Consider the following 21,030-nt stretch of genomic DNA (forward strand, 5'->3'; position numbering starts at 1 on the left):
TCATCATCGGGGGAATACCATGTTCGGCCTCTTCACCGGCAAAGCGCCCAAGGGCCCTGCCACTTTCAGTTTGCAAGCCGACATCGGCTGTCCGGCCGAAAGGCTTTTCGCGCTCGTCAATCCGGCCAGCCCGGATTTCTGGCAGCGCGCTGAAGGCGGTCTCGAAAGGCTCGCACCCGGGCGATACCGCCAGCATCTGGATGGCGCGCCAGAACGCCTGCGCACGTTCGTTGTCGAAGAGGCGGAGCCGGGGCGGGTTCTCGTCTGCACAATCCAGGCCACCCCGCGCATCGACCAGGTGGTCTCTTCGCAGCACCGCTACACCATGGCGCCAGCCGGCAGCGGGAACTGCACTGTAACGCTGAAGCTGGAAGTCCGCTTCGTGCCCGGACTTGGCAAACGCGCCTACGAGCACGCGTGCCGCGCTGCGGCAGAAGAACTTCACACAACGCTCACCAGGCTCAAAATCCATGCCGAACAGGGCCGGGGAATGGTCTGCCGCATCGACCGCTTGCAAAGTGCGGCCTGAGACGCGCTGTGGCGCAAGGGTATCACTTCTTGCGGAAATATAGCCGTTTGCGATTGGATATTCTGCAAGCTGTAATCTTGTCGTAACAATCCTGCACGGCTTCTGCAGAGCCGAAGCAGGGAGACCTTTATGAAGACTTCACGGCAATCGTTTCGCGCAGGTTGCGCCATCGCCGCACTGGCATTCGCATCGCTTTCACAAACCGCTATCGCACAGGACACCGGCTCGACCGATCCGGCAGCGGATGAACCCACGATCATCGTCACTGGTACGCGCCGTACCGACCGCACCGTGGCCGACAGCACCGTCCCGGTGGATGTCATCACTTCCGAAACACTGCTGAACCAGGGCGCGGTGGAAACGAACCGGCTGCTCAACAATCTCGTCCCCTCCTTCAACTTCCCGCAGCCTTCGCTCACCGACGGCACCGACTCGCTGCGCCCTGCCACCTTGCGCGGCCTTGCGCCTGACCAGACGCTGGTGCTGGTGAATGGCCGCCGCCGCCACTTGTCCTCGCTGCTCAATCTGAACGGCTCGATCGGGCGCGGTTCGGCAGCGGTGGACATGAACACCATCCCGGCACTGGCGATCGAACGGATCGAAGTGCTGCGCGACGGGGCATCCTCGCAATACGGCTCGGACGCGATTGCCGGGGTCATCAATATCCGCCTGCGCACCCGCGAAGGCGGCCGCGCGCAGGCGACCTATGGCCGCTACATCACAACAATGGACGGGGTTGACCAGGTCGCTTCCGTGGCGCCCACCACCACGACCAGTTCGGGCGAATTGCCCGCCATCACCTATACCGGTGAAGACCGCACCCGCCGCGATGGCGATACCTATACGCTGGCGACCAATTTCGGCGTGCCTGTGGGCGATAGCGCCTTCCTCAACCTCACTGCCGAATACCGCAACCGCGAGCCGACCAACCGATCCGGCCCCGATATCCGGCGGCAATATGCGGGTCTGGGCGATCCGCGCGAAACCACCTTCGACCGCTACAGCCACCGCTTTGGCGACGGCAAATCGGAAGACATCAACTTCTTCGCCAATGCCGGCGTCGATCTGGGCACCGACTTCGAACTCTATGCCTTCGGCAGCTACGGCAACCGTGAAGGCAATGGCGCAGGCTTCTACCGCCGCGCGCTCGATGCGCGCAATGCCGACTGGGCGAATGGCGGACAGCCCTTCTATCCCGACGGCTTCCTGCCGCTGATCAACAGCAGCATCGAGGATATCTCGGCCTTTGTCGGCGTGCGCGGCGAAACCTCGGGCTGGAATATCGACCTGTCGCTCGGCTACGGCTCCAACCGGCTCGATTACCGCATCACCAACACCTGGAACGCTTCGCTGGGCGGCAATGTCAGCCCGACCGAGTTCGAAGCAGGCGGCCTGCGCTCGGGCCAGACCGCGCTCAATCTGGATGTGCAGCGCGATCTCGATCTGGGCATCGGCGACACCTCGCTGGCCGTGGGCGGCGAATGGCGCAACGAGAATTACCGGATCATTCCGGGCGAAGAGGGCAGCTATGTCGCCGGCCCGTTCTTCTTCTCCAACGGTTCCGCTCCCGGCGCGCAGGTTTTCCCCGGCTTCTCGCCCACCACCGCAGTGGACGCCTCGCGTGACAGCTTTGCGCTCTATGCCGAAATCGACAATGATTTCACCGATTGGCTGAATGTCCAGCTGGCCGGACGGTTCGAGGATTTCTCGGACTTCGGCAGCACCTTCAACAGCAAGATCGCGGCGCGTCTGGAACCGGTGGAAGGCCTCGCCTTCCGTGGCTCCGCCTCGACCGGCTTCCGTGCCCCTGGCATGGCGCAGCAATTCTTCTCCACCACCTCGACGAACAATGTCGGCGGGCAGCTGATCGAAGTCGGCACCTTCCCCGTCGAATCGCCGATCGCGATTGCGCTGGGTGCGGAACCGCTCGAGCCGGAAGAATCGGTGAATATCAGCGCTGGTGTAGTCTTCACCATGATCCCGCGCCTCAACGTCACTATCGACTATTACAATATCGAGATCAGTGACCGCATCGTGCTGACCGAAAACCTGACCGGTGCGGACGTGTTGGCGTTGTTGCAGCAAGCGGGCGTGGCCGGTTCCTCGGCGCGCTTCTTCATCAACGGTATCGATACCCGCACCGAAGGTCTCGACATCGTCGGCAGCTATCGCATCCCCGATGTGCTCGGCGGATCGCTCACGCTGACCGCGGGCTACAACATCAACGATACGGAGATCACCGACCGGCGGGTGTTCAGCGGCTTCACCGCCGACCGCCTGTTCGCGCGGCAGGAAAGCTTCCGCCTGACCGATGGCCAGCCGAGCAACAAGCTCAATCTGGGTCTGACCTTCGACCGCGAACCGTTCGGCCTGACACTCAACGCCAACCGCTTTGGCAGCGTGTTCCTGCCCGATGGCGTGTCGGCAGCTTCGATCCGCAACGATATCACCATCGATGAAGGCGATGCGCCGGGCGATCTGACGCTGACGCCGAAATGGGTGGTCGATCTGGAATTGCGGTACAATGTGATCGATGCCGTGCAAATCGCAGTGGGCGCGAACAATCTGTTCGACGAATATCCCGATCGCCTGCCCTTCGGCACGGTGAACGGGGTCAATTACGGCCTCAACAACAGCTTCCTGCCCTATTCCTCGCAGTCGCCTTTCGGCTTCAGCGGGCGCTTCCTCTACGGGCGGGTGAGCGTCGAATTCTAAACCTTTGAATTTGTGAAAAGCGCCGGGGCAGGGATGACCTGCTCCGGCGTTTTCGTATCTGCACGAAGCAAATCGCTGGATAACAGCGCCGCCTCGCTAGGCGGAATCGCCGCGCCTGCCTAACGTCCTATCCGTGGACGCGACAATCGACATCGGCACCGATCCGCACGGCACCCCCGTGCCCATCGACGTGGAGGAACTCCTCGCCACGCGCCTGCTGGTGCAGGGCAATTCGGGCAGCGGGAAGTCGCATCTGCTCCGCCGCCTGCTCGAACAGAGTGCACACATGGTGCAGCAGGTGGTGATCGACCCCGAAGGCGATTTCACCAGCCTTGCCGATTTTCACGATCATGTGGTGATCGATGGCGGCAAATATTCGGTGCGCGAGATCGAGGCGCTGGCGGGCCGTATCCGGCAGCACCGGGCAAGCGTTGTGCTGGCGCTCGACGATCTCGAAGTCGAACAACAAATCCGCTGCGCCGCCGCTTTCCTCACCGCGCTCTTCGATGCTCCGCGCGAGCATTGGTATCCGGCGCTGGTGGTGGTGGACGAGGCGCAAATGTTCGCGCCCTCTGCCGCAGGCGAAATGGCCGAGGACACGCGCCGCATGACCCTGTCGGCGATGACCAACCTCATGTGCCGGGGCCGGAAGCGCGGGCTCGCCGGGATTGTCGCGACGCAGCGTCTGGCGAAGCTTGCCAAGAATGTCGCGGCGGAGGCGAGCAATTTCCTGATGGGCCGCACTTTCCTCGACATCGATATGCAGCGCGCCGCCGATCTGCTCGGCATGGACCGCAAGCAGGCGGAGCGCATCCGCGATCTGCAATGCGGGCATTTCCTCGGCCTTGGCCCGGCGGTGAGCCGTCGCCCCGTTGCTGTGCATATCGGCGCTGTCCAATCGGGCGGCAAGAACGGTGCGAGCGCGCTGATGCCCTTGCCCAAGGCCGATGCGGCGGAAATGGGCGCGTTGCTGCACGACGCACTGGCAGAAGAAGCCGCGACGCCTGCACCGTCGCCCCCTCCCCCGCCGCCCGCACCCGATGCAAGCGCGCTCGAAGCAGCGATTGCGATGCAGTCCGAAGCGGCAGAACCGACAGCAGAGGATCGCCCGCAACGCATCGAAACCGGCTCGGTCGATGATGTTCTTGCTGAAATGGCGGCGGAGGATGGTGCGACTTTCCGCCCCGCCGCCACTCTGTTCCGCGATTTCGCCACACGCTGTCGCCAGCGCGGCATCGCCTCGGCACATATCGATATGCCCGCATTCCGCCGCCTGTTCGCTTTTGCCAGCGCGGGGATCGACCGGCTCGACCCCCCGCAGCGCGAGCGGGTGGAGGCAATGGCCGCCAATGTCGATGACGATGTCGTCGCCCCCTATCTCGCCATCTGCGTCGCCGCCGCGCAGGGCCGCAAGGCTCCTGACGAGGACGAACTCGCCCGCGCCTATGGCACCGCATCCCCCGGCCGCATCCGCCGCCTGCTCGACCATCTGGAGAAAACCGGCCTGATCGCCGTGCACGAGGATTTCGGCGGCGCGCGTACGATTACGGTGCCGGGGCTGGAGCATCTCGCCGCCTGACGGAAGCGCGGTGCGATTCCGCTTTCCTACAGATTACCACTTCGTACAGCACGCACGGTTAGGCGAAATACCGACGGCATTTTGACGGAGACAGCACATTTTCCCTGCCGGATGTATTTCATCAACCAACCGCTTGGCATTGCCCGAATCCGGTTTCGCTTGTAACGGCTTTGCCAAGAAGGAGACTCCCCCATGCGCATCGGCTGCCCCAAAGAAATCAAGAACCGCGAATACCGTGTCGGCCTGACGCCGGAAAGCGCGGGCGAGCTGGTCGCCAATGGCCATGAAGTGTGGATCGAAACCGGCGCGGGCGCGGGGATCGGGGCGTTCGATTCCCATTATGAGGAACGCGGCGCGAAAGTGATCGCCACCGCTGCAGAGATTTTCGCCGAATGCGAAATGATCGTGAAGGTGAAGGAACCGCAGGCGGAGGAAATCGCCCGCCTGCGCGAGGGGCAAGTGCTCTACACCTATCTCCACCTCGCCCCCGATCCGGCGCAGACCGAAGGACTGGTGAAATCGGGCTGCACCGCGATTGCCTATGAAACCGTCACCAGCCCGCATGGCGGTCTGCCGCTGCTGAAGCCGATGAGCCAGGTCGCGGGCCGGATGAGCATCCAGGCAGGCGCGACCGCGCTCGAAAAGGCGCATGGCGGGCGCGGTGTGCTGCTGGGCGGCGTGCCGGGCGTGATGCCGGGCAAGGTCGTCATCATCGGTGGCGGCGTGGTCGGCTTCAACGCGGCGCAAATGAGCGCAGGCCTCGGCGCGGACACCGTGATCATGGATTTGAACCCCGAAGTGCTCGAAAAGGTCGGCACGCATTTCGAAGCACGCGCCAGCACCCGCTTTGCCAGCCGCGCCAATATCGAGGAAGCCGTGGCCGAAGCCGATATGGTCGTCGGCGCGGTGCTGGTGCCCGGCGCCGCCGCACCCAAGCTGGTGAGCCGCGCGATGCTCAAGACGATGAAACCCGGCGCAGTGCTTGTCGATGTAGCAATCGACCAGGGCGGCTGCTTCGAAACCAGCCATGCCACCACGCATGACGATCCGACCTATGTCGTTGATGACATTGTCCATTATTGCGTCGCCAATATGCCCGGCGCGGTCAGCCGGACGAGCACCTATGCGCTCAACAATGTCACGCTGCCCCACGCTTTGCGCATCGCCAATATGGGCTGGAAAGAAGCCATGCGCGCTGATCCGCATCTGGCGCAGGGCCTCAATGTCCATGCGGGCAAGGTGACCTATCCGGCCGTGGCGAGCGAACTGGGCTATGATCTGCTGCCGATCGAAGAGGCCATTGCCTAGGTAAATTGCCCGGTCACGAAGGCGGGCATTAACGCCTCCCTTACGCATCCTGCCCTAGAGTTGCGCCATGATCGGTGGTGCGACCCGTTGGCTCGCCCGGCTATGCGCCGCGGCGCTGACAGTGCTGTGTGCGCTGATGCCCGCACACGCCCTCGCGCAAGACCCCAATAGCGGCCTTACCTATCCTGTGGAGCGGCCCTGCCACACCATCGTCGATCCGGCAGAGACGATGGCGGCGATTGCCCGCGATGGCGGTCGCTGGTCATGCGGCGCGCTGGAGGAGTTGCCAGCGGGCGTGCAGCAGATTGCGGTGCGCTTTGCCCTTGGTGACAGCGCGATCGCGCAGCCCGGCCTGCTCGTTAATTCGCACACCTACCGCGAGTTCGACACGTTCGAGCGGTTCGCAATCGTCACGGTCGGCGAGCGGGAGATTGCCAGTTCGGGCTGGCTGACAGTGGAGCAGTTCCCGCCCACCTCTCCGGTCTGGAAGACCCGCGTAGAAGCACCATCCATCGCTGGCGAAGCGCAGGCGGTGATCGTGCGGATCGATGCGCCCGGGCGGGTGGGCGTGATCGACCGTTTCGAGCTGGTGGAGACCGCGCCCGACGCGCTGCTCGCCAATGCGGATCAGCTGATTGCCGCAACGCTGTGCGGATTGCTGCTTCTGCCGGTCTTGATCGGGCTCGGCCATTTCCGCGTGCTGCGTTCCCGCTATGCTGTCTACCATTTCGCCTATTGCGTGCTCGCGATCGTGCAGATCGCCGCGCTCGGCGGGCTGTTGCCGCTGCTGTTCGACATCCCGCGCACCGCGCAATTCCTGATCCTGCATTTGAGCTTTGATCTGATCACCGCGACCAGCGTCATTTTTGCGGTCAATTTTATCGAGCCGGACAGGCTGAGCGCAACATCGCGGCGGTTGCTTTATGCCATTGGCGCTTTGGCGCTTGTCCTCGGCACGATGCGGGTGACGCTCGGCCAAACCATCGGTGATGCCATCGCCTTTGTCTATTATGGCGGATATGTCCTGTTTCTGGCAGGGCTCGGCTATGCCTTGGGCCAGACACTGCTGAGCGGGAGCCGGGCAAGCCGGTTCATTCTGGCCGGATTCTTGCCGCTGGTGGTGATCGGAACGCTGCGGGTGGTGCTGGCGCTGGCCACCAATTTCGAAGTCCGCTTCCACGCCGTGCTGTGGCAGCATCTGGCGCTCAGCTGGCAAGCGGTAGTGACCGCGATAGCCGTCGCCGACCGTTTCCTGATACTCCGGCAAGAGCGTGACCTGGCCCGTGACACCGCGCAGCTGCTCGAACGCGTATCAGAGCGCGACTCGCTGACCGATCTGTACAATCGCCGGATCATCACCGAACGCTATGCGCAGCTTCATGCCGACGGCTTTACCTCGCTCGCCGTGCTCGATCTCGACCATTTCAAGGCGATCAACGACACCTTCGGGCACGCGGCGGGTGACGAGGTGTTGTGCGCGGTTGCAGACGCGCTGGGCCCCGATGAGGACACGATCGTGGTGCGCATGGGCGGCGAGGAATTCGTCCTGCTCTTGCGCGGGGGCGGGGTTTTCGAACGCGCGGAAAGCCGCCGAATTGCCGTGGGCCTGGCGGGCCGAGCGGCGCTTGGCGATGCGCACCGGGTGACGGCCAGCATGGGTCTCATTGAACTGAGCCCGGAAACCGCGCCGGACATGGATTTCTACGGCCTATACGAACGCGCGGACCGGCTCCTGTATGAAGCGAAGAATGCGGGCCGCGACCGAACCGTGAGCGAACGGCTCAAAGTCTTCCGCCCGCGCCGCCGCGACCGGCGCCAAAGCGACCGGCGCGCTGCCTAATCGGCCTTTGCCCACCCGCCTTCGGGCATAAAGGGCGCGGCGACTTCGCCGGGCACACGCATCAACTTGCCGCTCGCCTTGTCGATCATCGCCCACGTCGTTTTGGCGCGGACGAGTTCTTTGCCCTCGCTATCGGTGAAGCGGTAATGCCGATTGAAGCGGGGCCCGCGCGGACCTTCGAGGATTTCGGTCGTGCCCGTCACCACCGCGCCCTCGCTTACATTGCCGCGATAATCGATCTCGTGCCGCAGCACGAACCATGCATAGAGGTCGCGGTCTTCCGCACGCGCCTGCAAGTCCCAATGCTCGCCGGAAAGGTCTTCCATCCAGCGCAGCCAAACGGTGTTGTTGACATGGCCGTTTATGTCGATGTGCTCAGGCCGCGCGGTGAATTGGCGGGTGTGGGTGTTGGTCACCCCTCCACCCCCAATTGCCACAGCACAAACGCCACTTCCTCCGCCGTTTCGCGCAGGCCCTCGAACCGGCCTGATTTGCCGCCATGCCCAGCGCCCATATTGGTCTTCAAGAGCAGCACATTGACGTCGGTTTTCAGCTCGCGCAGTTTGGCGACCCATTTGGCGGGCTCCCAATAGGTGACGCGCGGATCGTTGAGGCCAGCAGTGACGAGCATCGGCGGATAGGCCTGCGCGCGCACCTGATCGTAGGGCGAGTAGCTGCGGATCAGCTCGAACATTTCGCGGCTCTCGATGGGATTGCCCCATTCGGGCCATTCACCGGGCGTGAGCGGCAGGCTCTCGTCGAGCATCGTGTTGAGCACATCGACAAAGGGCACATGCGCGACGATTGCGCCCCACAATTGGGGCGCCTGGTTGATCACCGCGCCCATCAGCTCGCCGCCTGCCGAGCCGCCGCTGGCGCTGATTCTGCCCTCGGCGGTGTAGCCTTTGGCGACCAGACCACGCGCCACATCGACGAAATCGTTGAAGGTGTTGGTGCGCGCCTTCATCTTGCCAGCCAAATACCACTCGCGCCCCAGATCATCGCCGCCGCGAATATGCGCGATGGCATAGGCGACCCCGCGATCCACCAGGCTCAGCCGCGTCACCGAGAAGCCCGGCGGCACGGCATAGCCATAGGCACCATAGGCGTAGAGATGCAGCGGGCCGCCCATCGGCCTGTCCTTGCGATACATCACGCTGACCGGCACCTCGGCCCCGTCGCGCGCGGTGATGCTGAGCCGCTCGACCGTGTAGAGCTCGGGATCGAAACCGCTCGGCACTTCCTGCACTTTGAGCACTTTGAGGCCGCGCGATGCCACATCGTAATCATATACAGTGTCGGGCGTGATCGGGCTCTGGTAATGCAGCCGCAGCTTCTCCATCGCCCATTCGGGATTGTTGCCGAGACCTGCGGTATAGGTGTCCTGCGGAAAGCTGATATTCTCCACCCGCGCCGGATCGTCATAGTAACGGATCTGGATCTGGTCGAGCCCCGCCAGCCGCCCCTCTATCGTGTAGAAATCGCGGAACAGGTCGAAGCCGGTGATGTAGAACTCGTCCGAGCCTTCGATCAGCGTCGTCCACTCGGCAGGCGCGGACAGGGGCGCGGTGGCGAGGCGGAAATTGATGTGATTGTCATTGGTGAGGACGAAGAGCGTATCGCCCTTCACATCGACATCATATTCGACGCCGGTCTGGCGCGCTTTTACCAGCAGCGGCTCGGCGAAGGGATCGCTCGCGGGGAGCAGGTAGACTTCGGACGTTTCATTGTCGCCCGTCCCGATCATCAGCCATTCGCGGTTGGAGGAAAGGCCCGGCGAAGCGGTGAAGCCCAATTGCGCCTCGTGATACAGCTCTGCATCCTCACCGGTCTCGCCCACGCGGTGCGCGAAAATGCGGTCGACCCGCCATTGCTCGTTCGCGCGGCCATAGACGATGACGCTGTCCCCAGCCGCCCAGACGAGATCGGTGTTCACGTTTTCGATGCGGTCGGGCAGCAATTCGCCGCTCTCCAGATCCTTGATGAAGCCGGTGAAAAACTCGCCGCCCGTCGTGTCGGTCGAGTAAGCGAGATAGCGCCCGTCCTCGCTCACCGACAGCGCGCCGAGTTTGAAATATTCTAGGCCCTCGGCGAGCGCCGGGCAGTCAAGGATCAGGTGCTTTGCATCGCTCCCCACCGGGCGACGATAGAATTTGCGATACTGCCCGCCTTCTTCGAATTCGGACCAGTATTCGAAAGCGCCATCCTTCTGCGGAACGGTGGCATCGTCTTCCTTGATGCGCGCACGCATTTCCTTGAAAAGCGCCTCGACGCGGGCCTGATGCGGCGCCATCTGCGCCTCGAAATACGCGTTCTCCGCCTGCACATGGGCGAGGATTTCCTCTTCCGTTACCTCGGGGTAACCCGGATCGCGCAGCCAGGCGTAATCGTCGGTCAGCGTGATGCCGTGGTGCGTGGATGAGACAGGGCGTTTGGCCGCAATCGGCGGATGGGTGGCGTGAGACATAAGAGAGGCCTATGTAGGCGCAAAGAAAGGACTGCAAGCCATGTTGATGCAAACCCACGAAGCCCGCCTGTCTGCCCTGCGCGAGGAACTCGCGCGCCGCGAGCTAGACGGCTTCGTCGTGCCGATCAGTGACGAGCATTTGTCCGAATATGTCGGCGCTTATGCCCAGCGCCTTGCATGGCTCACCGGCTTTGGCGGCAGCGCAGGCAGCGCGGTGGTGCTGAAGGATCATGCGGCGATGTTTGTCGACGGGCGCTACACCATCCAGGTGCGCGATCAGGTCGATGGCAAGCTGTTCGACTATATGTCCGTGCCCAAGGATGCGCCGGGCGACTGGATTGCGGTGAAAGCGCAGGAAGGCGCGCGCATTGGCTTTGACCCTTGGCTGCACACGCGCGGCTGGGCGAAGGCGATGGCCGCGCGGCTCGCCAAAGCGGGGATGGAACTGGTCGCGGTGGAGAGCAACCCCATCGATGCGGTGTGGGCCGACCAGCCCGAACCGAGCATGGCCCCCGCCTTCGTGCAGGACGATGCGCTGGCAGGACGCTCCAGCGCAGAAAAGCGCGGGGCAATTGCCGACTGGTTGCAGGCCGAAAAGCTCGACGCGGTCGTCATCAGCGCCTTGGACAGTGTGGCTTGGACGCTCAATGTTCGCGGAGCGGATGTCGATCACACGCCGGTCGCGCTCAGCTATCTGATGGTGCAGGCAGACGGCACTGCAGACTGGTTCATCGCGCCCGAAAAGGTGCCGCACGAGGTTGCCGAGAAGCTGGGCAATGCGGTGCGCATTCGTGCAAGAGATGAATTCTCGGCTGCCTTCGCAGAGCTCGCTGGCAAGAAAGTGGCGGTCGACCCCGAACGCAGCGTCTATGCGATTTTTGACCGGTTGGAAGAAGTCGGCGCGCTGGCCGTTCTCGAAACCGATCCGGCGGTGCTGCCCAAGGCGATCAAGAACGAAGCGGAGCAGGCAGGCCACCGCGCCGCGCAGGCGCGCGACGGTGCGGCGGTGACGCGCTTCCTCCAATGGCTCGAAGGCGAAGGGCCGAAGGGCACGGTGGACGAACTGTCTGCCGCCGCCAAGCTCCACGATTTCCGCAAGGCCAATCCCGAACTGCTTGATCTGAGCTTCGATACGATCTCAGGCGCAGGCTCCAACGGCGCGTTGTGCCATTACCGCGTGAGCGAGGAAACCTGCCTGCCGCTGGTGCCCAACAGCGTCTATCTGTTCGATAGTGGCGGACAATATGCCGACGGCACCACCGACATCACCCGCACCGTATGGATCGGCCCCGATGCGCCGCCTCCGGAAGTGAAAGACCGCTTCACCCGCGTGCTCAAGGGCCATATCGCGCTCGACATGGCGGTGTTCCCCACCGGCACGCCGGGCAGCGCATTGGACGTGCTGGCGCGGCAATTCCTGTGGCAGGCGGGCGTCGATTACGCCCACGGCACCGGCCACGGCGTCGGCGCGTTCCTCGCGGTGCACGAAGGCCCGCAGCGCATCGCCAAGGGTCGCGGCGGACAGGCGGGCACCGATCAGGAACTGCTGGCGGGGATGATCCTTTCGAACGAGCCGGGCTATTACAAGGACAATGCCTACGGCATCCGCATCGAGAATCTGGTGCTGGTCGAGGAACGGAAGATCGACGGACAGGAAGGCGACTGGCTCGGCTTCGAAACGCTGACTTTCGTGCCGATTGACCGGACGCTGGTGGATGTGAGCCTGCTCAGCGATGCCGAAATCGGCTGGTGGAACAGCTACCACGCGAAAGTGCGCGATGTGCTTGCCCCGCAGCTGGAAGGCGAAGCACTGGCATGGATGGAAGCCGCCTGCGCGCCAATCAGTCGCTGATATGACCGCGCGCAAACTCTCGGAGGAATGGATCCATTTGGGCCTCGGCGCGAGCGCCGAACCGTTGGAGCCGTTTGACGGGATGGAGTGGTATGCCCGTTATGGTGCGCGTCATGCGGCGGACGGTGCGGAAGGGCGGCTCGTTTCGCAATATCGCTTCACCGAAAGCTGGGCGATGTGGGAAATGCACCCGCATGGCGCGGAAGTGGTGGTCGTCACCGAGGGCGCGATGACGCTGGTGCAGGAAGTGGACGGCGAGGAAGTGCGCATCACGCTCCGGCGCGGCGAATATGCCATCAATCCGCCCGGCGTCTGGCATACAGCCGATGTCGAGGGGGAATGCGATGCGCTGTTTATCACTGCGGGCAAGGGCACAGAGCATCGTCCCCGAAGCTGAACTGCGTGCGGATAAAGCGCGGCTGAACAGGCACGCCGTTCCGCGACACTTTGCGACACTTCTCCGGTTTTACGGCAAATCTCTGCGACATGGGTGCCCTAGAACGGCAAACATAGAGCAGCGGGGCGCCGGAAACCTCCCATCCCCCTTCAAGATGGCGCCGCGTTGCTCTACCCTGTAATTTAGAGTGGAGAAGACGCGATGAAAAAGACCCTTTTGATTGCCGCAGCCGCCGCTGGTCTCACCATGGGCAGTACTGCCGTGGCGCAAGAACAGATGCGCGGCCCCCTGGGTGGCTCAATGGCTGGTGGTGATGTCACCCGTGCAGATGTCGAAACCCGCACTGCCGAACGCTTTGCCCGCATGGATGTGAACGGCGATGGCCTGCTCAACCAGGCAGACCGCGAAGCGCGGGCCCGCGCCCGCTTCGAAGAGGCCGACACCAATGGCAACGGCCAGCTGAGCTTTGAGGAAATGCAGGCTGCGCGCGAGGAACAGCGGGCCACCCGCGAGGAACGGCGCGCCGGGCGCGGTGAACGCCGTGCCGAACGCGGCGAGCGTCGCGGTGGCCAGCGCATGGCGCGCCGTGGCGGACGCGGCGGCGGTGAAGGCCGCGGAATGATGGAACGCGCCGATACCAATGACGATGGCAGCATTTCGCTCGCAGAAATGACCACCGCCGCGCTCGCCCGTTTCGATGCGGCTGACGCCAATGGTGATGGCACGCTGACCGCCGAAGAACGCCGCGCCCAGCGTGGTGAACGTCGCGGTCGGCGCGGTGGCCGCGAAGGATGAATGATCCGCAGGTAAAACTGCTGCTGGTGGACGATGAAGCCAGCCTGCGTGAACCCCTGGCCGAGTATCTCTCGCGCCAGGGGTTTGCCGTTACCGAGGCGGCGGACGCCGCCAAGGCGCGCAGCGTACTGCTCGACCAGCGGCCCGATCTGGTGCTGCTCGACATCATGATGCCGGGCGAAGACGGCCTGTCGCTGTGCCGCCATCTGACCGAGGCGAAAGACCTCCCCGTCATTCTCCTCACCGCCAAGGGCGAGGCGACCGACCGGATTGTCGGGCTGGAAATCGGCGCGGATGACTATGTCACCAAGCCGTTCGAGCCGCGCGAGCTGGTGGCGCGCATCCGTTCTGTCCTACGCCGCGTGAACAAGAACGGCGGCGCCGCCGCGGTCGAAACCGAGGCGCATTACGAATTCGATGGCTGGCAGCTCGATCCCTTGAAACGCCGCCTGACCGATCCCGAAGGCACATTGGTGCCGGTTTCCACTGCCGAGTTCCGCCTGCTCGTCGCGCTGCTCGATCATCCGGGCCAGGTGATGGACCGCGACCGGCTGCTCGACATGGTACAGGGGCGCGAGGCGCATCTGTTCGACCGCGCGGTGGATAACCAGGTGAGCCGGTTGCGCCGCAAGATCGAAGTCGACAGCCGCGACCCCAAGCTGATCCAGACCGTATGGGGCGGCGGCTACCGCCTCGCCTGCGAAGTCCGGCGCTTTATGCCCGACGGGGTCTAGGGCAAAGGCCAAGCCAATGCCGCGTCTTCTCCCCAAAAGCTTGCTCGGCCAGATGCTCCTCGCCGTGGCGCTGGCGCTGCTGGTGGCGCAGACGATTGCCGGCGTGCTGCTCTATCGCGGGCAGCAGCAGCGCGCGCAGAATGAAATGGTGAACGGCTTGGCCTTCCAATTGATCGTCGAGGCGCAGCCGCAAAGGCGCGGGCCGATGCGCGGAGAGCGGCTGCGCCAGCGCGCCATCCTCGCATTCGAAACCCCTGAAGTGCGTGCGCGTTTGCGCGAACCGGAGCTGGAGCTTGCGCTGCGCGCGGTATTGCGGGACCAGGGCGTCGACGTGTCCGAACTGGTGGTGCTCAATCGCCCGCGCTCGGTCGAATTGCCGCGCCTTGCCGAGGGGCCGCGCGGCCAGCAAATCCAGCGCCCGGGCGGTGATGTCGATCGCGGCGCGCTGTTTGCAGGACTGAAGGTGGCAGGAAACGATGAATGGCGGATCGCCCGTGTCCCCGGGCCGCTGCGCGATCGCAACCCGCTGTTCGGTCTGATCATCCAGTCGCTGATCCTCTATCTGGTGCTGGTCGGTGGTCTCGCGCTTTTGCTCAAACGCCTGACGCGGCCCTTGGCGCAGTTGACCGAACGGGTGGAGGCTTTCCAAGGCACGCCCGATGCGACGCAGGAGCCGCTAGCGCCCTCCGGCCCCGAAGATGCCCGTCGTCTGATCTCGGCACACAACGCCATGGAAGCGCGCATTGCCGCGTTGCTCGAAGAGAAGGACGTGATGCTGGGCGCCATCGGCCATGATCTCAAAACCCCGCTCGCCGCGCTGCGCGTGCGGATCGAAAGCGTGGAGGATGAGAGAGAACGCATCCGCATGGCAGCCACGATCGAGGACATTACCACTTCGCTCGACGATATCCTCTCGCTCGCCCGCGTGGGCCGCCCGACCGATCCGCTCGAACGCACCGATTTGGCGGCTCTGGTCGCCAGCGTGGTCGAGGAATATGAGGATATGGGCGAGGATGTGGAACTGGCCGAGGCGGCGCGCATCGCCATGCCGCTGCGCGCCACTTGGCTGCGGCGCGCGGTGCGCAATCTCGTCTCCAACGCGCTGCGTTATGGCGAACATGCGCGGGTGCGGCTGATTCGTGATGGCGACACTGCGATCATCCGCATTGCCGACAAAGGCCCCGGCATTCCCGAAGCGGAGCTTGCCGCCATGCTCGAACCCTTTGCGCGCGGCGATGCCTCGCGCAATCGCGGGACGGGCGGCGCAGGGCTGGGCCTGACGCTGGCGCGCGCGATTGCGCAGCAGCATGGCGGGACGCTGACGCTCGCCAACCGGATGGATCAGACCGGCGCGGTGGCGGGGCTGATTGCGGAAATCAGGCTGCCAGTTACCGGGGCCTGATGGTCAGTAGCCGGTTCCGCGACCACCCACGGTCAACAAACGTTGGCGACCGCCAACGACCTGGACATTGTTAAATGTCGCGCTGTCATAGCCGCTACCGAAACCGTGGCCGACCATCACATCCCAGCAGCCGGCATCAACCCGGAACCGCAAACCTCTGCCGGGCTGCACCGGATTGCTTATCCGATTGAGCCCGTGGCTCATCGCGCTGCAACGCGAGATGGTGATCGCGTTGAGCGGAACGTTGGTGTTGTTCTGGACAACAATTTCGCCAACCGGCGCGTTGCCGCTGACAAGCTCTCCACCGGTAAAGGTGGCGCAACCACCCAGAAACGTTGTGCTGGCAAGTGCGGCTGCTGCGAGAAGTCTGTTCATACTTACCCCCTTTCTGAACGATACTCATCCTATCCAAGGGGCGTTCCGGAGCAAGTGACAAGTACTGTTATGCGCGCAGACTGCGCCAATAGGCGAAGGCCTTGGCCTGCAAGCCCTCGACAAAACGCAGCGCTTCGGCACCCGTCCATTCGCCCTTGTAATCCTCTCGGCCCGTCCACCAGCCCTGCCCCGGCAAGCGGTCGCTTTCGCGCACGACCAGCACCGCGAGCTCCGGCTCGCCATCGGTGCGGCCATCGGCGTCGATGGCATCGAGCGTGCGGCAGAGGCTGCGCATTTTGGGGCGGGTGAAGCGGAAGCCCAGTTGGCCGAGCAGCTCCGAATAGCTGACCGCCCGCCCCTCGCGCGCCGCATCGATCAGCAACGCGCGGATGCGCGGCTTGTCATACAAAGCGCTGGTATCGGCGGGTGCGGACAGCCCGCTTTCGTCGAGAAATTCGGCGAGCGATTTGTCCATGGCCTCAATCCTGCAGTGCCTGCGCGCGGGCGACCAGCGCGATTTCGCGCGGGTCGAAGCCACCTTCATCCTCCGCCCCCGCGCGCGGCGGGACGGCGGTGATGGCGTATACCATCCCCTCACCCGTCAGCGGATTGAACCACAGGCCGGAGCGCAGGCCATAGGCTTCGCCCGGGTGCCCCAGCCGCGCGACGCCATCGGCAAAGAGACGGTCGACGCAACCCCGCCCCGGTGCCTCGATCAGTTGCAGGCCGAGACCGTAGCCGCAAAAAAATTCCTGCCCGGCAATCTGCGGCTGCGCAGAGGCGAGGAGATAGGCCATGCTCTGCTCGCCCAGAAAGCCCTCCCCACCATGGGCAAGCATCTGCCCGATCCGCGCCAGATCAACTAGCCCGATGCGCAGGCCGCCTTGCGGGCTGAAGACCGAGGCATTGGTGCCGGGGACATAACCTTGCAGACTGCATTCCTCGCCGTCGGCCACCGGAATCGTGCAATTGGGTGGGAGGCTCTGCGTATCGTCACGCGCGACTTCTCCGGTATCGCGGTAAAGCACGATTGCTCGCGCCTCCTGTTCCGCCGTACAACCGATCCAGTTGAAGCAGGCGGAAATGCCCAAGGGGGCGAACACGGTGCGTTCCATCAGCGCGTCGAACCGCTCGCCGGTCGCCGCCTCCATGACGGTAGCCACCACGGGCGAGCCGAGATTGGCATAGGCGAATGGCGCTTCGCCCGGCGTCGCGTGCGGGTACCACGCGGCAGGATCGACGAGATGCGCCTGCAGACCCTCGCCCAAAGGGATGACATAGCCCGCATCATCGCGCAGGCCCGAACGGTGCGAGAGCAAGTGCCGCAAGGTCACCGGATCATCGGGGAAACCCGGCGCGCGCAATTGCCAGCCGAGATAGTCGGAGACATCGCGGTCGAGATCGAGCGACCCTTCCTCTACCAGCCGCAAGGCCGCTAGCGCGACCACCAGCTTGGAAATGCTCGCCACGCGGATGGGATCGTTCGCCCCGGCCAAGCGCCCCGTGGCGCGGTCGGCCTCGCCTTCGACGATCAGCGGAGCGATACTGTCCCGGTCGAACGCGACCGCCAGTGTGGTGGGGGGCTGCTCCTGCGCCTGCGCTATGCCGGGCGATGCCAGCAGCGCGGCACCCAGAGCAAGCAGCTGCCGCATCGCCCTACCGCATCAGCCCGCCGATGATGTTGCGCACAAAGGCGGTCGCGCCGGTGCGGATCGGGTCGGCGCTGGAGCGGCGGCCCGTTGCGGCGGCAACGGCAATCGAGGTGAGCGAGCCCGCGGCAGCGCGCATCGCGCTCTTCCCGGCGCTTTCCCACATACTGGGCGTTTTGCGTTCGCGCTTGGCGACTTCTTCCTCGCCCTTTTCGGCGACTTCCTCTGCAGTTGCAGCGGCATCGGCGGCCTTTTGTGCGAGCACTTCCTCGGCGCTTTCTCGGTTTACCGCTTCGTCATACTTGCCTTCGAACGGACTGACCGACTGGATGATCGCGCGCTCCTTGGGCGTCAACGGGCCAAGGCGGCTGCGCGGCGGTTTGATGAGCGTACGCTGCACGATGGTCGGCGCGCCATCCTCGTCGAGCGTACTCACCAAAGCCTCGCCGACCTTGAGTTCGGTAATCGCCTCGGCAACATCCAGCTCGGGATTGATGCGGAAGGTCTCTGCCGCCGCCTTGATCGCGCGCTGGTCTTTCGGCGTGAACGCCCGCAAGGCGTGCTGCACGCGGTTGCCCAATTGCCCGGCGATCTCCTCGGGAATGTCGATGGGATTCTGTGTGACGAAATAGACCCCGACGCCTTTGGAACGGATCAGCCGGACGACACGCTCGATCGTGTCATGCAGCGCCTTGGGCGCGTCATCGAACAGCAAATGCGCCTCGTCGAAGAAGAAGACGAGCTTGGGCTTTTCCGGATCGCCCACTTCGGGCAGCGCCTCGAACAGTTCGGCGAGCAACCAGAGCAGGAAGGTGGCGTACAGCTTCGGGCTGCGCATCAGCTGGTCGGCGGCGAGGACGTTGACGATCCCGCGCCCCTGATCGTCCACCGTGATGAAATCGTTGATCTCCAGCGCGGGCTCGCCGAAGAACTTGTTCGCGCCCTGGCTTTCGAAGCTCAGCAGCTGCCGCTGGATCGCACCCACCGACTGCTTCGAAACATTGCCATACGTGCCCGACAAGACATCGGCATTGTCGTATGCCCAGGCGAGCATGGCGCGCAGATCCTCGAAATCGAGCAGCAGCAGCGCGTTTTCGTCAGCATAGCGGAACACGATGTTCAATACGCCTTCCTGTGTCTCGTTCAGATCGAGCAGGCGGGCGAGCAGCAGCGGGCCCATTTCAGAGACGGTGGTGCGGATCGGGTGGCCTTGCTCGCCGAATAGATCCCAGAACACCACCGGATTATCCGAATAGGCATAATCGTCCATGCCCAGTTCCTTGGCGCGGGACTCCAGCTTGTCGGCGTGCTTGAAGGTGGGCGAGCCCGGCATGGCAATGCCCGACAGATCGCCTTTCACATCGGCCACGAACACCGGGACACCGGCGGCGGAGAAACTCTCCGCCATGCCCTGCAAGGTCACCGTCTTGCCCGTTCCGGTCGCCCCCGCGACAAGGCCGTGGCGGTTGGCGCGCCCCAGATCGAGCGCCTGCCGGTTGCCGCCCAGATCGTTACCCAGAAAGATGTCGGCCATTTTCGTCCCTTATTTCTCATGTTGCCCGATTCTCGCGGTGACCCTAGAGCGGGGCGGATGGATGGCAAGTCCCCCTTCGTTCTGCTTGACGATGCGCGCGTGGAAAATGCGAGCGACGCGCATTTCTTTGCCGCGCCCGAAAAGGTGTTTGTCGCTCGTACACCTGCCGAGGTAGAGCCGGTGCTGGCCGCCGCCGAGGCCGCGCGTGTAAAATCTGGCAAACATCTGGCGGGCTATATCGCTTACGAAGCGGGGCTGGCGCTGGAAGGACGGCTGGAGGCGCTGGCGGCGGTGCGCAGCGGGGCGGACGGGCCGCTCGTCTGGCTTGCCCTGTTTGCCGATGCGGAGAGTATCCCCGCCGCCGACATGCCCCGATGGCTTGCCGCAAGGGTGCAAGGCGAGGCAAGCATCGGCCCGCTTGATCCGCAAATCACGCCGGGCGAATATTGCGCGCGGTTCGAGGCGCTGCAGGAAGCCATCCGGGCAGGCGATATCTATCAGGCGAACCTGACCTTCCCGCTCGCAGGCCCGGCCAAGGGCGATCCGTTGGCGCTTTATGCCGCAATCCGTCCGACGGCGGCAGCGGGCTATGGCGGGCTGGTGTTTGACGGCTCGCATTACCTGCTGAGCTTTTCGCCCGAACTGTTCTTCTCGCTGAAGGGCCGCGAAGCGAAGGTGAAGCCGATGAAGGGCACCCGCCCACGCCTTGCAGATCCCGCAGCGGACGATGCGGTGCGCGATGAACTGGCGACATCGGTCAAGGACAAGGCCGAGAACTTGATGATCGTCGATCTGATGCGCAACGATCTCAGCCGCGTGGCCGAGGCGGGTAGCGTGCGGGTCGATGCACCGTTTGCGGTCGAAAGCTATCCCACCGTCCACCAGATGGTGAGCACGGTCTATGCGACGCTGCAAGAGGGCAAAGGCGCGGTCGATCTGCTTGGCGCGCTGTTCCCCTGCGGATCAATCACCGGCGCGCCGAAAATCCGCGCGATGGAGCTGATCGATGCGGTCGAACGCGATGCGCGCGGCCCCTATTGCGGTGCGATCGGGCGGATCGACCCGAATGGTGATGCCGCATTCAATGTCGCCATCCGCACGGTCCGGCTGACTCCGGGCGAAAATGCCAAGCACAAGGCGGTGCTCGGCGTGGGCGGCGCGATTGTCGCCGATAGCGACCCGATGGGCGAATGGCGCGAATGCCTGATCAAGGGCGCGTTCACGCGTGGCCCCGCGGGCGGGCATGATCTGATCGAGACGATGCGCTTCGATCCCGAAACGGGCATTGCGCTGCTGGAGCTGCATCTCGAACGCATGAAAGCGAGCGCGGCGGAACTGGGCTTTTCCTTCGACCGCCACGAAACGCGCAACCGCATCCAGGCGCTGTGTTTCGAGCTCGAAGCGGCGGCGAAAGTGCGGCTTGTCCTGTCGCGCAGCGGGGCGACGACTCTGGAGACTTCGGCGCTGCCTGATGCGCTGCCCGATCCTGCTCCCTGCATTGCCCTGCCGCATCCGACGGTTCCCGGTGACTGGCGGCTGAGGCACAAGAGCACCGACCGCAGCTTCTACGAAATGGCGCATGAGGCCGCGCGCGGTGCGGGCGCGGTTGAGGCGGTGCTGGTGCGCGCCGATGGCCTCGTGACCGAGGGAAGCTGGACGAGTATTTTCGTCGAGGGCGAGGATGGCGTGCTGCTGACGCCGCCTGCGGAGCTTGGTTTGCTGCCGGGAGTGTTGCGGCGCTCTTTGCTGGAACAAGGCAGGGCGCGCGAGGCGGAATTGACCTTGGACGATCTCGCGGGCGGGTTCGTGATTGGAAATGCACTGCGGGGTTTGGTGCGGGCGAAACTCCTTTAG

Annotated in this window: 17 protein-coding genes; 11 read left to right on the forward strand and 6 right to left on the reverse strand. The window is 64.1% G+C overall.

Annotation, left to right across the window (positions count from 1 at the left end):
- The first annotated feature begins 19 nt into the window (after positions 1–19).
- The 5 genes from ACS0VV_RS13180 to ACS0VV_RS13200 all read left to right on the forward strand — a co-directional run bounded on the left by ACS0VV_RS13180 (position 20) and on the right by ACS0VV_RS13200 (position 7,971).
- Positions 20–529: an SRPBCC family protein gene (locus ACS0VV_RS13180; RefSeq protein WP_483533149.1), complete on the forward strand. Its 510-nt coding sequence runs from the start codon at positions 20–22 to the stop codon at positions 527–529.
- 129 nt (positions 530–658) lie between these two features.
- Positions 659–3,244 carry a TonB-dependent receptor plug domain-containing protein gene (locus tag ACS0VV_RS13185; protein WP_483533150.1) on the forward strand — a complete coding sequence of 862 codons (2,586 nt, stop codon included), beginning with the start codon at positions 659–661 and terminating at the stop codon, positions 3,242–3,244.
- A 133-nt stretch (positions 3,245–3,377) separates the two neighbouring features.
- On the forward strand, positions 3,378–4,823 hold the full coding sequence (locus tag ACS0VV_RS13190; RefSeq protein WP_483533151.1) for a helicase HerA domain-containing protein: 1,446 nt from the start codon (positions 3,378–3,380) through the stop codon (positions 4,821–4,823).
- Between the two features lie 192 nt (positions 4,824–5,015).
- Positions 5,016–6,131, forward strand: a complete 1,116-nt coding sequence (gene ald, locus ACS0VV_RS13195; protein ID WP_483533152.1) for an alanine dehydrogenase — start codon at positions 5,016–5,018, stop codon at positions 6,129–6,131.
- Positions 6,132–6,267: 136 nt separating this feature from the next.
- Positions 6,268–7,971 (forward strand): diguanylate cyclase, encoded by a 1,704-nt coding sequence (locus ACS0VV_RS13200; RefSeq protein WP_483533153.1) that lies wholly within the window; start codon positions 6,268–6,270, stop codon positions 7,969–7,971.
- Here ACS0VV_RS13200 and ACS0VV_RS13205 read toward each other — a convergent pair.
- Complete coding sequence (locus tag ACS0VV_RS13205) at positions 7,968–8,387, reverse strand: acyl-CoA thioesterase (RefSeq protein WP_483533154.1); 420 nt, start codon at positions 8,385–8,387, stop codon at positions 7,968–7,970. The genes ACS0VV_RS13200 and ACS0VV_RS13205 overlap by 4 nt on opposite strands.
- Positions 8,384–10,438 carry a S9 family peptidase gene (locus ACS0VV_RS13210; RefSeq protein WP_483533155.1) on the reverse strand — a complete coding sequence of 685 codons (2,055 nt, stop codon included), beginning with the start codon at positions 10,436–10,438 and terminating at the stop codon, positions 8,384–8,386. The genes ACS0VV_RS13205 and ACS0VV_RS13210 overlap by 4 nt, the downstream gene beginning before the upstream one ends.
- Before the next feature lie 40 nt (positions 10,439–10,478).
- On the opposite strand from ACS0VV_RS13210, the gene ACS0VV_RS13215 reads away from it, so the two are divergent.
- From ACS0VV_RS13215 to ACS0VV_RS13235, 5 genes are all read left to right on the forward strand, one after another.
- Positions 10,479–12,290, forward strand: coding sequence for an aminopeptidase P family protein (locus ACS0VV_RS13215; RefSeq protein ID WP_483533156.1), 1,812 nt, complete (start codon positions 10,479–10,481; stop codon positions 12,288–12,290).
- A gap of 1 nt (position 12,291) precedes the next feature.
- Positions 12,292–12,687: a cupin domain-containing protein gene (locus ACS0VV_RS13220; RefSeq protein ID WP_483533157.1), complete on the forward strand. Its 396-nt coding sequence runs from the start codon at positions 12,292–12,294 to the stop codon at positions 12,685–12,687.
- A 201-nt stretch (positions 12,688–12,888) separates the two neighbouring features.
- Positions 12,889–13,482, forward strand: a complete 594-nt coding sequence (locus ACS0VV_RS13225; protein ID WP_483533158.1) for an EF-hand domain-containing protein — start codon at positions 12,889–12,891, stop codon at positions 13,480–13,482.
- Positions 13,479–14,216: a response regulator gene (locus ACS0VV_RS13230; RefSeq protein ID WP_483533159.1), complete on the forward strand. Its 738-nt coding sequence runs from the start codon at positions 13,479–13,481 to the stop codon at positions 14,214–14,216. Before ACS0VV_RS13225 ends, ACS0VV_RS13230 begins: the two co-directional genes overlap by 4 nt.
- Positions 14,217–14,232: 16 nt before the next feature.
- Positions 14,233–15,618, forward strand: a complete 1,386-nt coding sequence (locus ACS0VV_RS13235) for a sensor histidine kinase (protein ID WP_483533160.1) — start codon at positions 14,233–14,235, stop codon at positions 15,616–15,618.
- Between the two features lie 3 nt (positions 15,619–15,621).
- On the opposite strand, the gene ACS0VV_RS13240 is transcribed toward ACS0VV_RS13235, so the two are convergent.
- The 4 genes from ACS0VV_RS13240 to ACS0VV_RS13255 form a co-directional block, all read right to left on the reverse strand.
- A complete protein-coding gene (locus ACS0VV_RS13240) occupies positions 15,622–15,993 on the reverse strand; it encodes a hypothetical protein (protein ID WP_483533161.1) in 372 nt (123 codons plus the stop codon).
- Between the two features lie 67 nt (positions 15,994–16,060).
- Positions 16,061–16,468: a ribose-phosphate pyrophosphokinase gene (locus ACS0VV_RS13245; RefSeq protein WP_483533162.1), complete on the reverse strand. Its 408-nt coding sequence runs from the start codon at positions 16,466–16,468 to the stop codon at positions 16,061–16,063.
- 4 nt (positions 16,469–16,472) lie between these two features.
- Positions 16,473–17,645 carry a serine hydrolase domain-containing protein gene (locus ACS0VV_RS13250; RefSeq protein ID WP_483533163.1) on the reverse strand — a complete coding sequence of 391 codons (1,173 nt, stop codon included), beginning with the start codon at positions 17,643–17,645 and terminating at the stop codon, positions 16,473–16,475.
- Positions 17,646–17,649: 4 nt separating this feature from the next.
- Positions 17,650–19,176 carry a helicase HerA-like domain-containing protein gene (locus ACS0VV_RS13255; RefSeq protein ID WP_483533164.1) on the reverse strand — a complete coding sequence of 509 codons (1,527 nt, stop codon included), beginning with the start codon at positions 19,174–19,176 and terminating at the stop codon, positions 17,650–17,652.
- Between the two features lie 57 nt (positions 19,177–19,233).
- Between ACS0VV_RS13255 and pabB the strand changes: the two genes are divergently transcribed.
- The gene (gene pabB, locus ACS0VV_RS13260; RefSeq protein ID WP_483533165.1) at positions 19,234–21,030 is read left to right on the forward strand and encodes an aminodeoxychorismate synthase component I; all 1,797 of its coding nucleotides are present in this window, start codon (positions 19,234–19,236) and stop codon (positions 21,028–21,030) included.

Source organism: Aurantiacibacter sp. KMU-128 (assembly GCF_056933515.1).

Excerpts from the sequence above, each read along its gene's own strand:
- ACS0VV_RS13180 (WP_483533149.1), top strand. The coding sequence starts at position 20 with ATGTTCGGCCTCTTCACCGGCAAAGCGCCCAAGGGCCCTGCCACTTTC.
- ACS0VV_RS13185 (WP_483533150.1), top strand. The coding sequence starts at position 659 with ATGAAGACTTCACGGCAATCGTTTCGCGCAGGTTGCGCCATCGCCGCA.
- ald (WP_483533152.1), top strand. The coding sequence starts at position 5,016 with ATGCGCATCGGCTGCCCCAAAGAAATCAAGAACCGCGAATACCGTGTC.
- ACS0VV_RS13200 (WP_483533153.1), top strand. The coding sequence starts at position 6,268 with ATGCCCGCACACGCCCTCGCGCAAGACCCCAATAGCGGCCTTACCTAT.
- ACS0VV_RS13210 (WP_483533155.1), bottom strand. The coding sequence starts at position 10,438 with ATGTCTCACGCCACCCATCCGCCGATTGCGGCCAAACGCCCTGTCTCA.
- ACS0VV_RS13215 (WP_483533156.1), top strand. The coding sequence starts at position 10,479 with ATGTTGATGCAAACCCACGAAGCCCGCCTGTCTGCCCTGCGCGAGGAA.
- ACS0VV_RS13220 (WP_483533157.1), top strand. The coding sequence starts at position 12,292 with ATGACCGCGCGCAAACTCTCGGAGGAATGGATCCATTTGGGCCTCGGC.
- ACS0VV_RS13225 (WP_483533158.1), top strand. The coding sequence starts at position 12,889 with ATGAAAAAGACCCTTTTGATTGCCGCAGCCGCCGCTGGTCTCACCATG.
- ACS0VV_RS13230 (WP_483533159.1), top strand. The coding sequence starts at position 13,479 with ATGAATGATCCGCAGGTAAAACTGCTGCTGGTGGACGATGAAGCCAGC.
- ACS0VV_RS13235 (WP_483533160.1), top strand. The coding sequence starts at position 14,233 with ATGCCGCGTCTTCTCCCCAAAAGCTTGCTCGGCCAGATGCTCCTCGCC.
- ACS0VV_RS13240 (WP_483533161.1), bottom strand. The coding sequence starts at position 15,993 with ATGAACAGACTTCTCGCAGCAGCCGCACTTGCCAGCACAACGTTTCTG.
- ACS0VV_RS13245 (WP_483533162.1), bottom strand. The coding sequence starts at position 16,468 with ATGGACAAATCGCTCGCCGAATTTCTCGACGAAAGCGGGCTGTCCGCA.
- ACS0VV_RS13250 (WP_483533163.1), bottom strand. The coding sequence starts at position 17,645 with ATGCGGCAGCTGCTTGCTCTGGGTGCCGCGCTGCTGGCATCGCCCGGC.
- ACS0VV_RS13255 (WP_483533164.1), bottom strand. The coding sequence starts at position 19,176 with ATGGCCGACATCTTTCTGGGTAACGATCTGGGCGGCAACCGGCAGGCG.
- pabB (WP_483533165.1), top strand. The coding sequence starts at position 19,234 with ATGGATGGCAAGTCCCCCTTCGTTCTGCTTGACGATGCGCGCGTGGAA.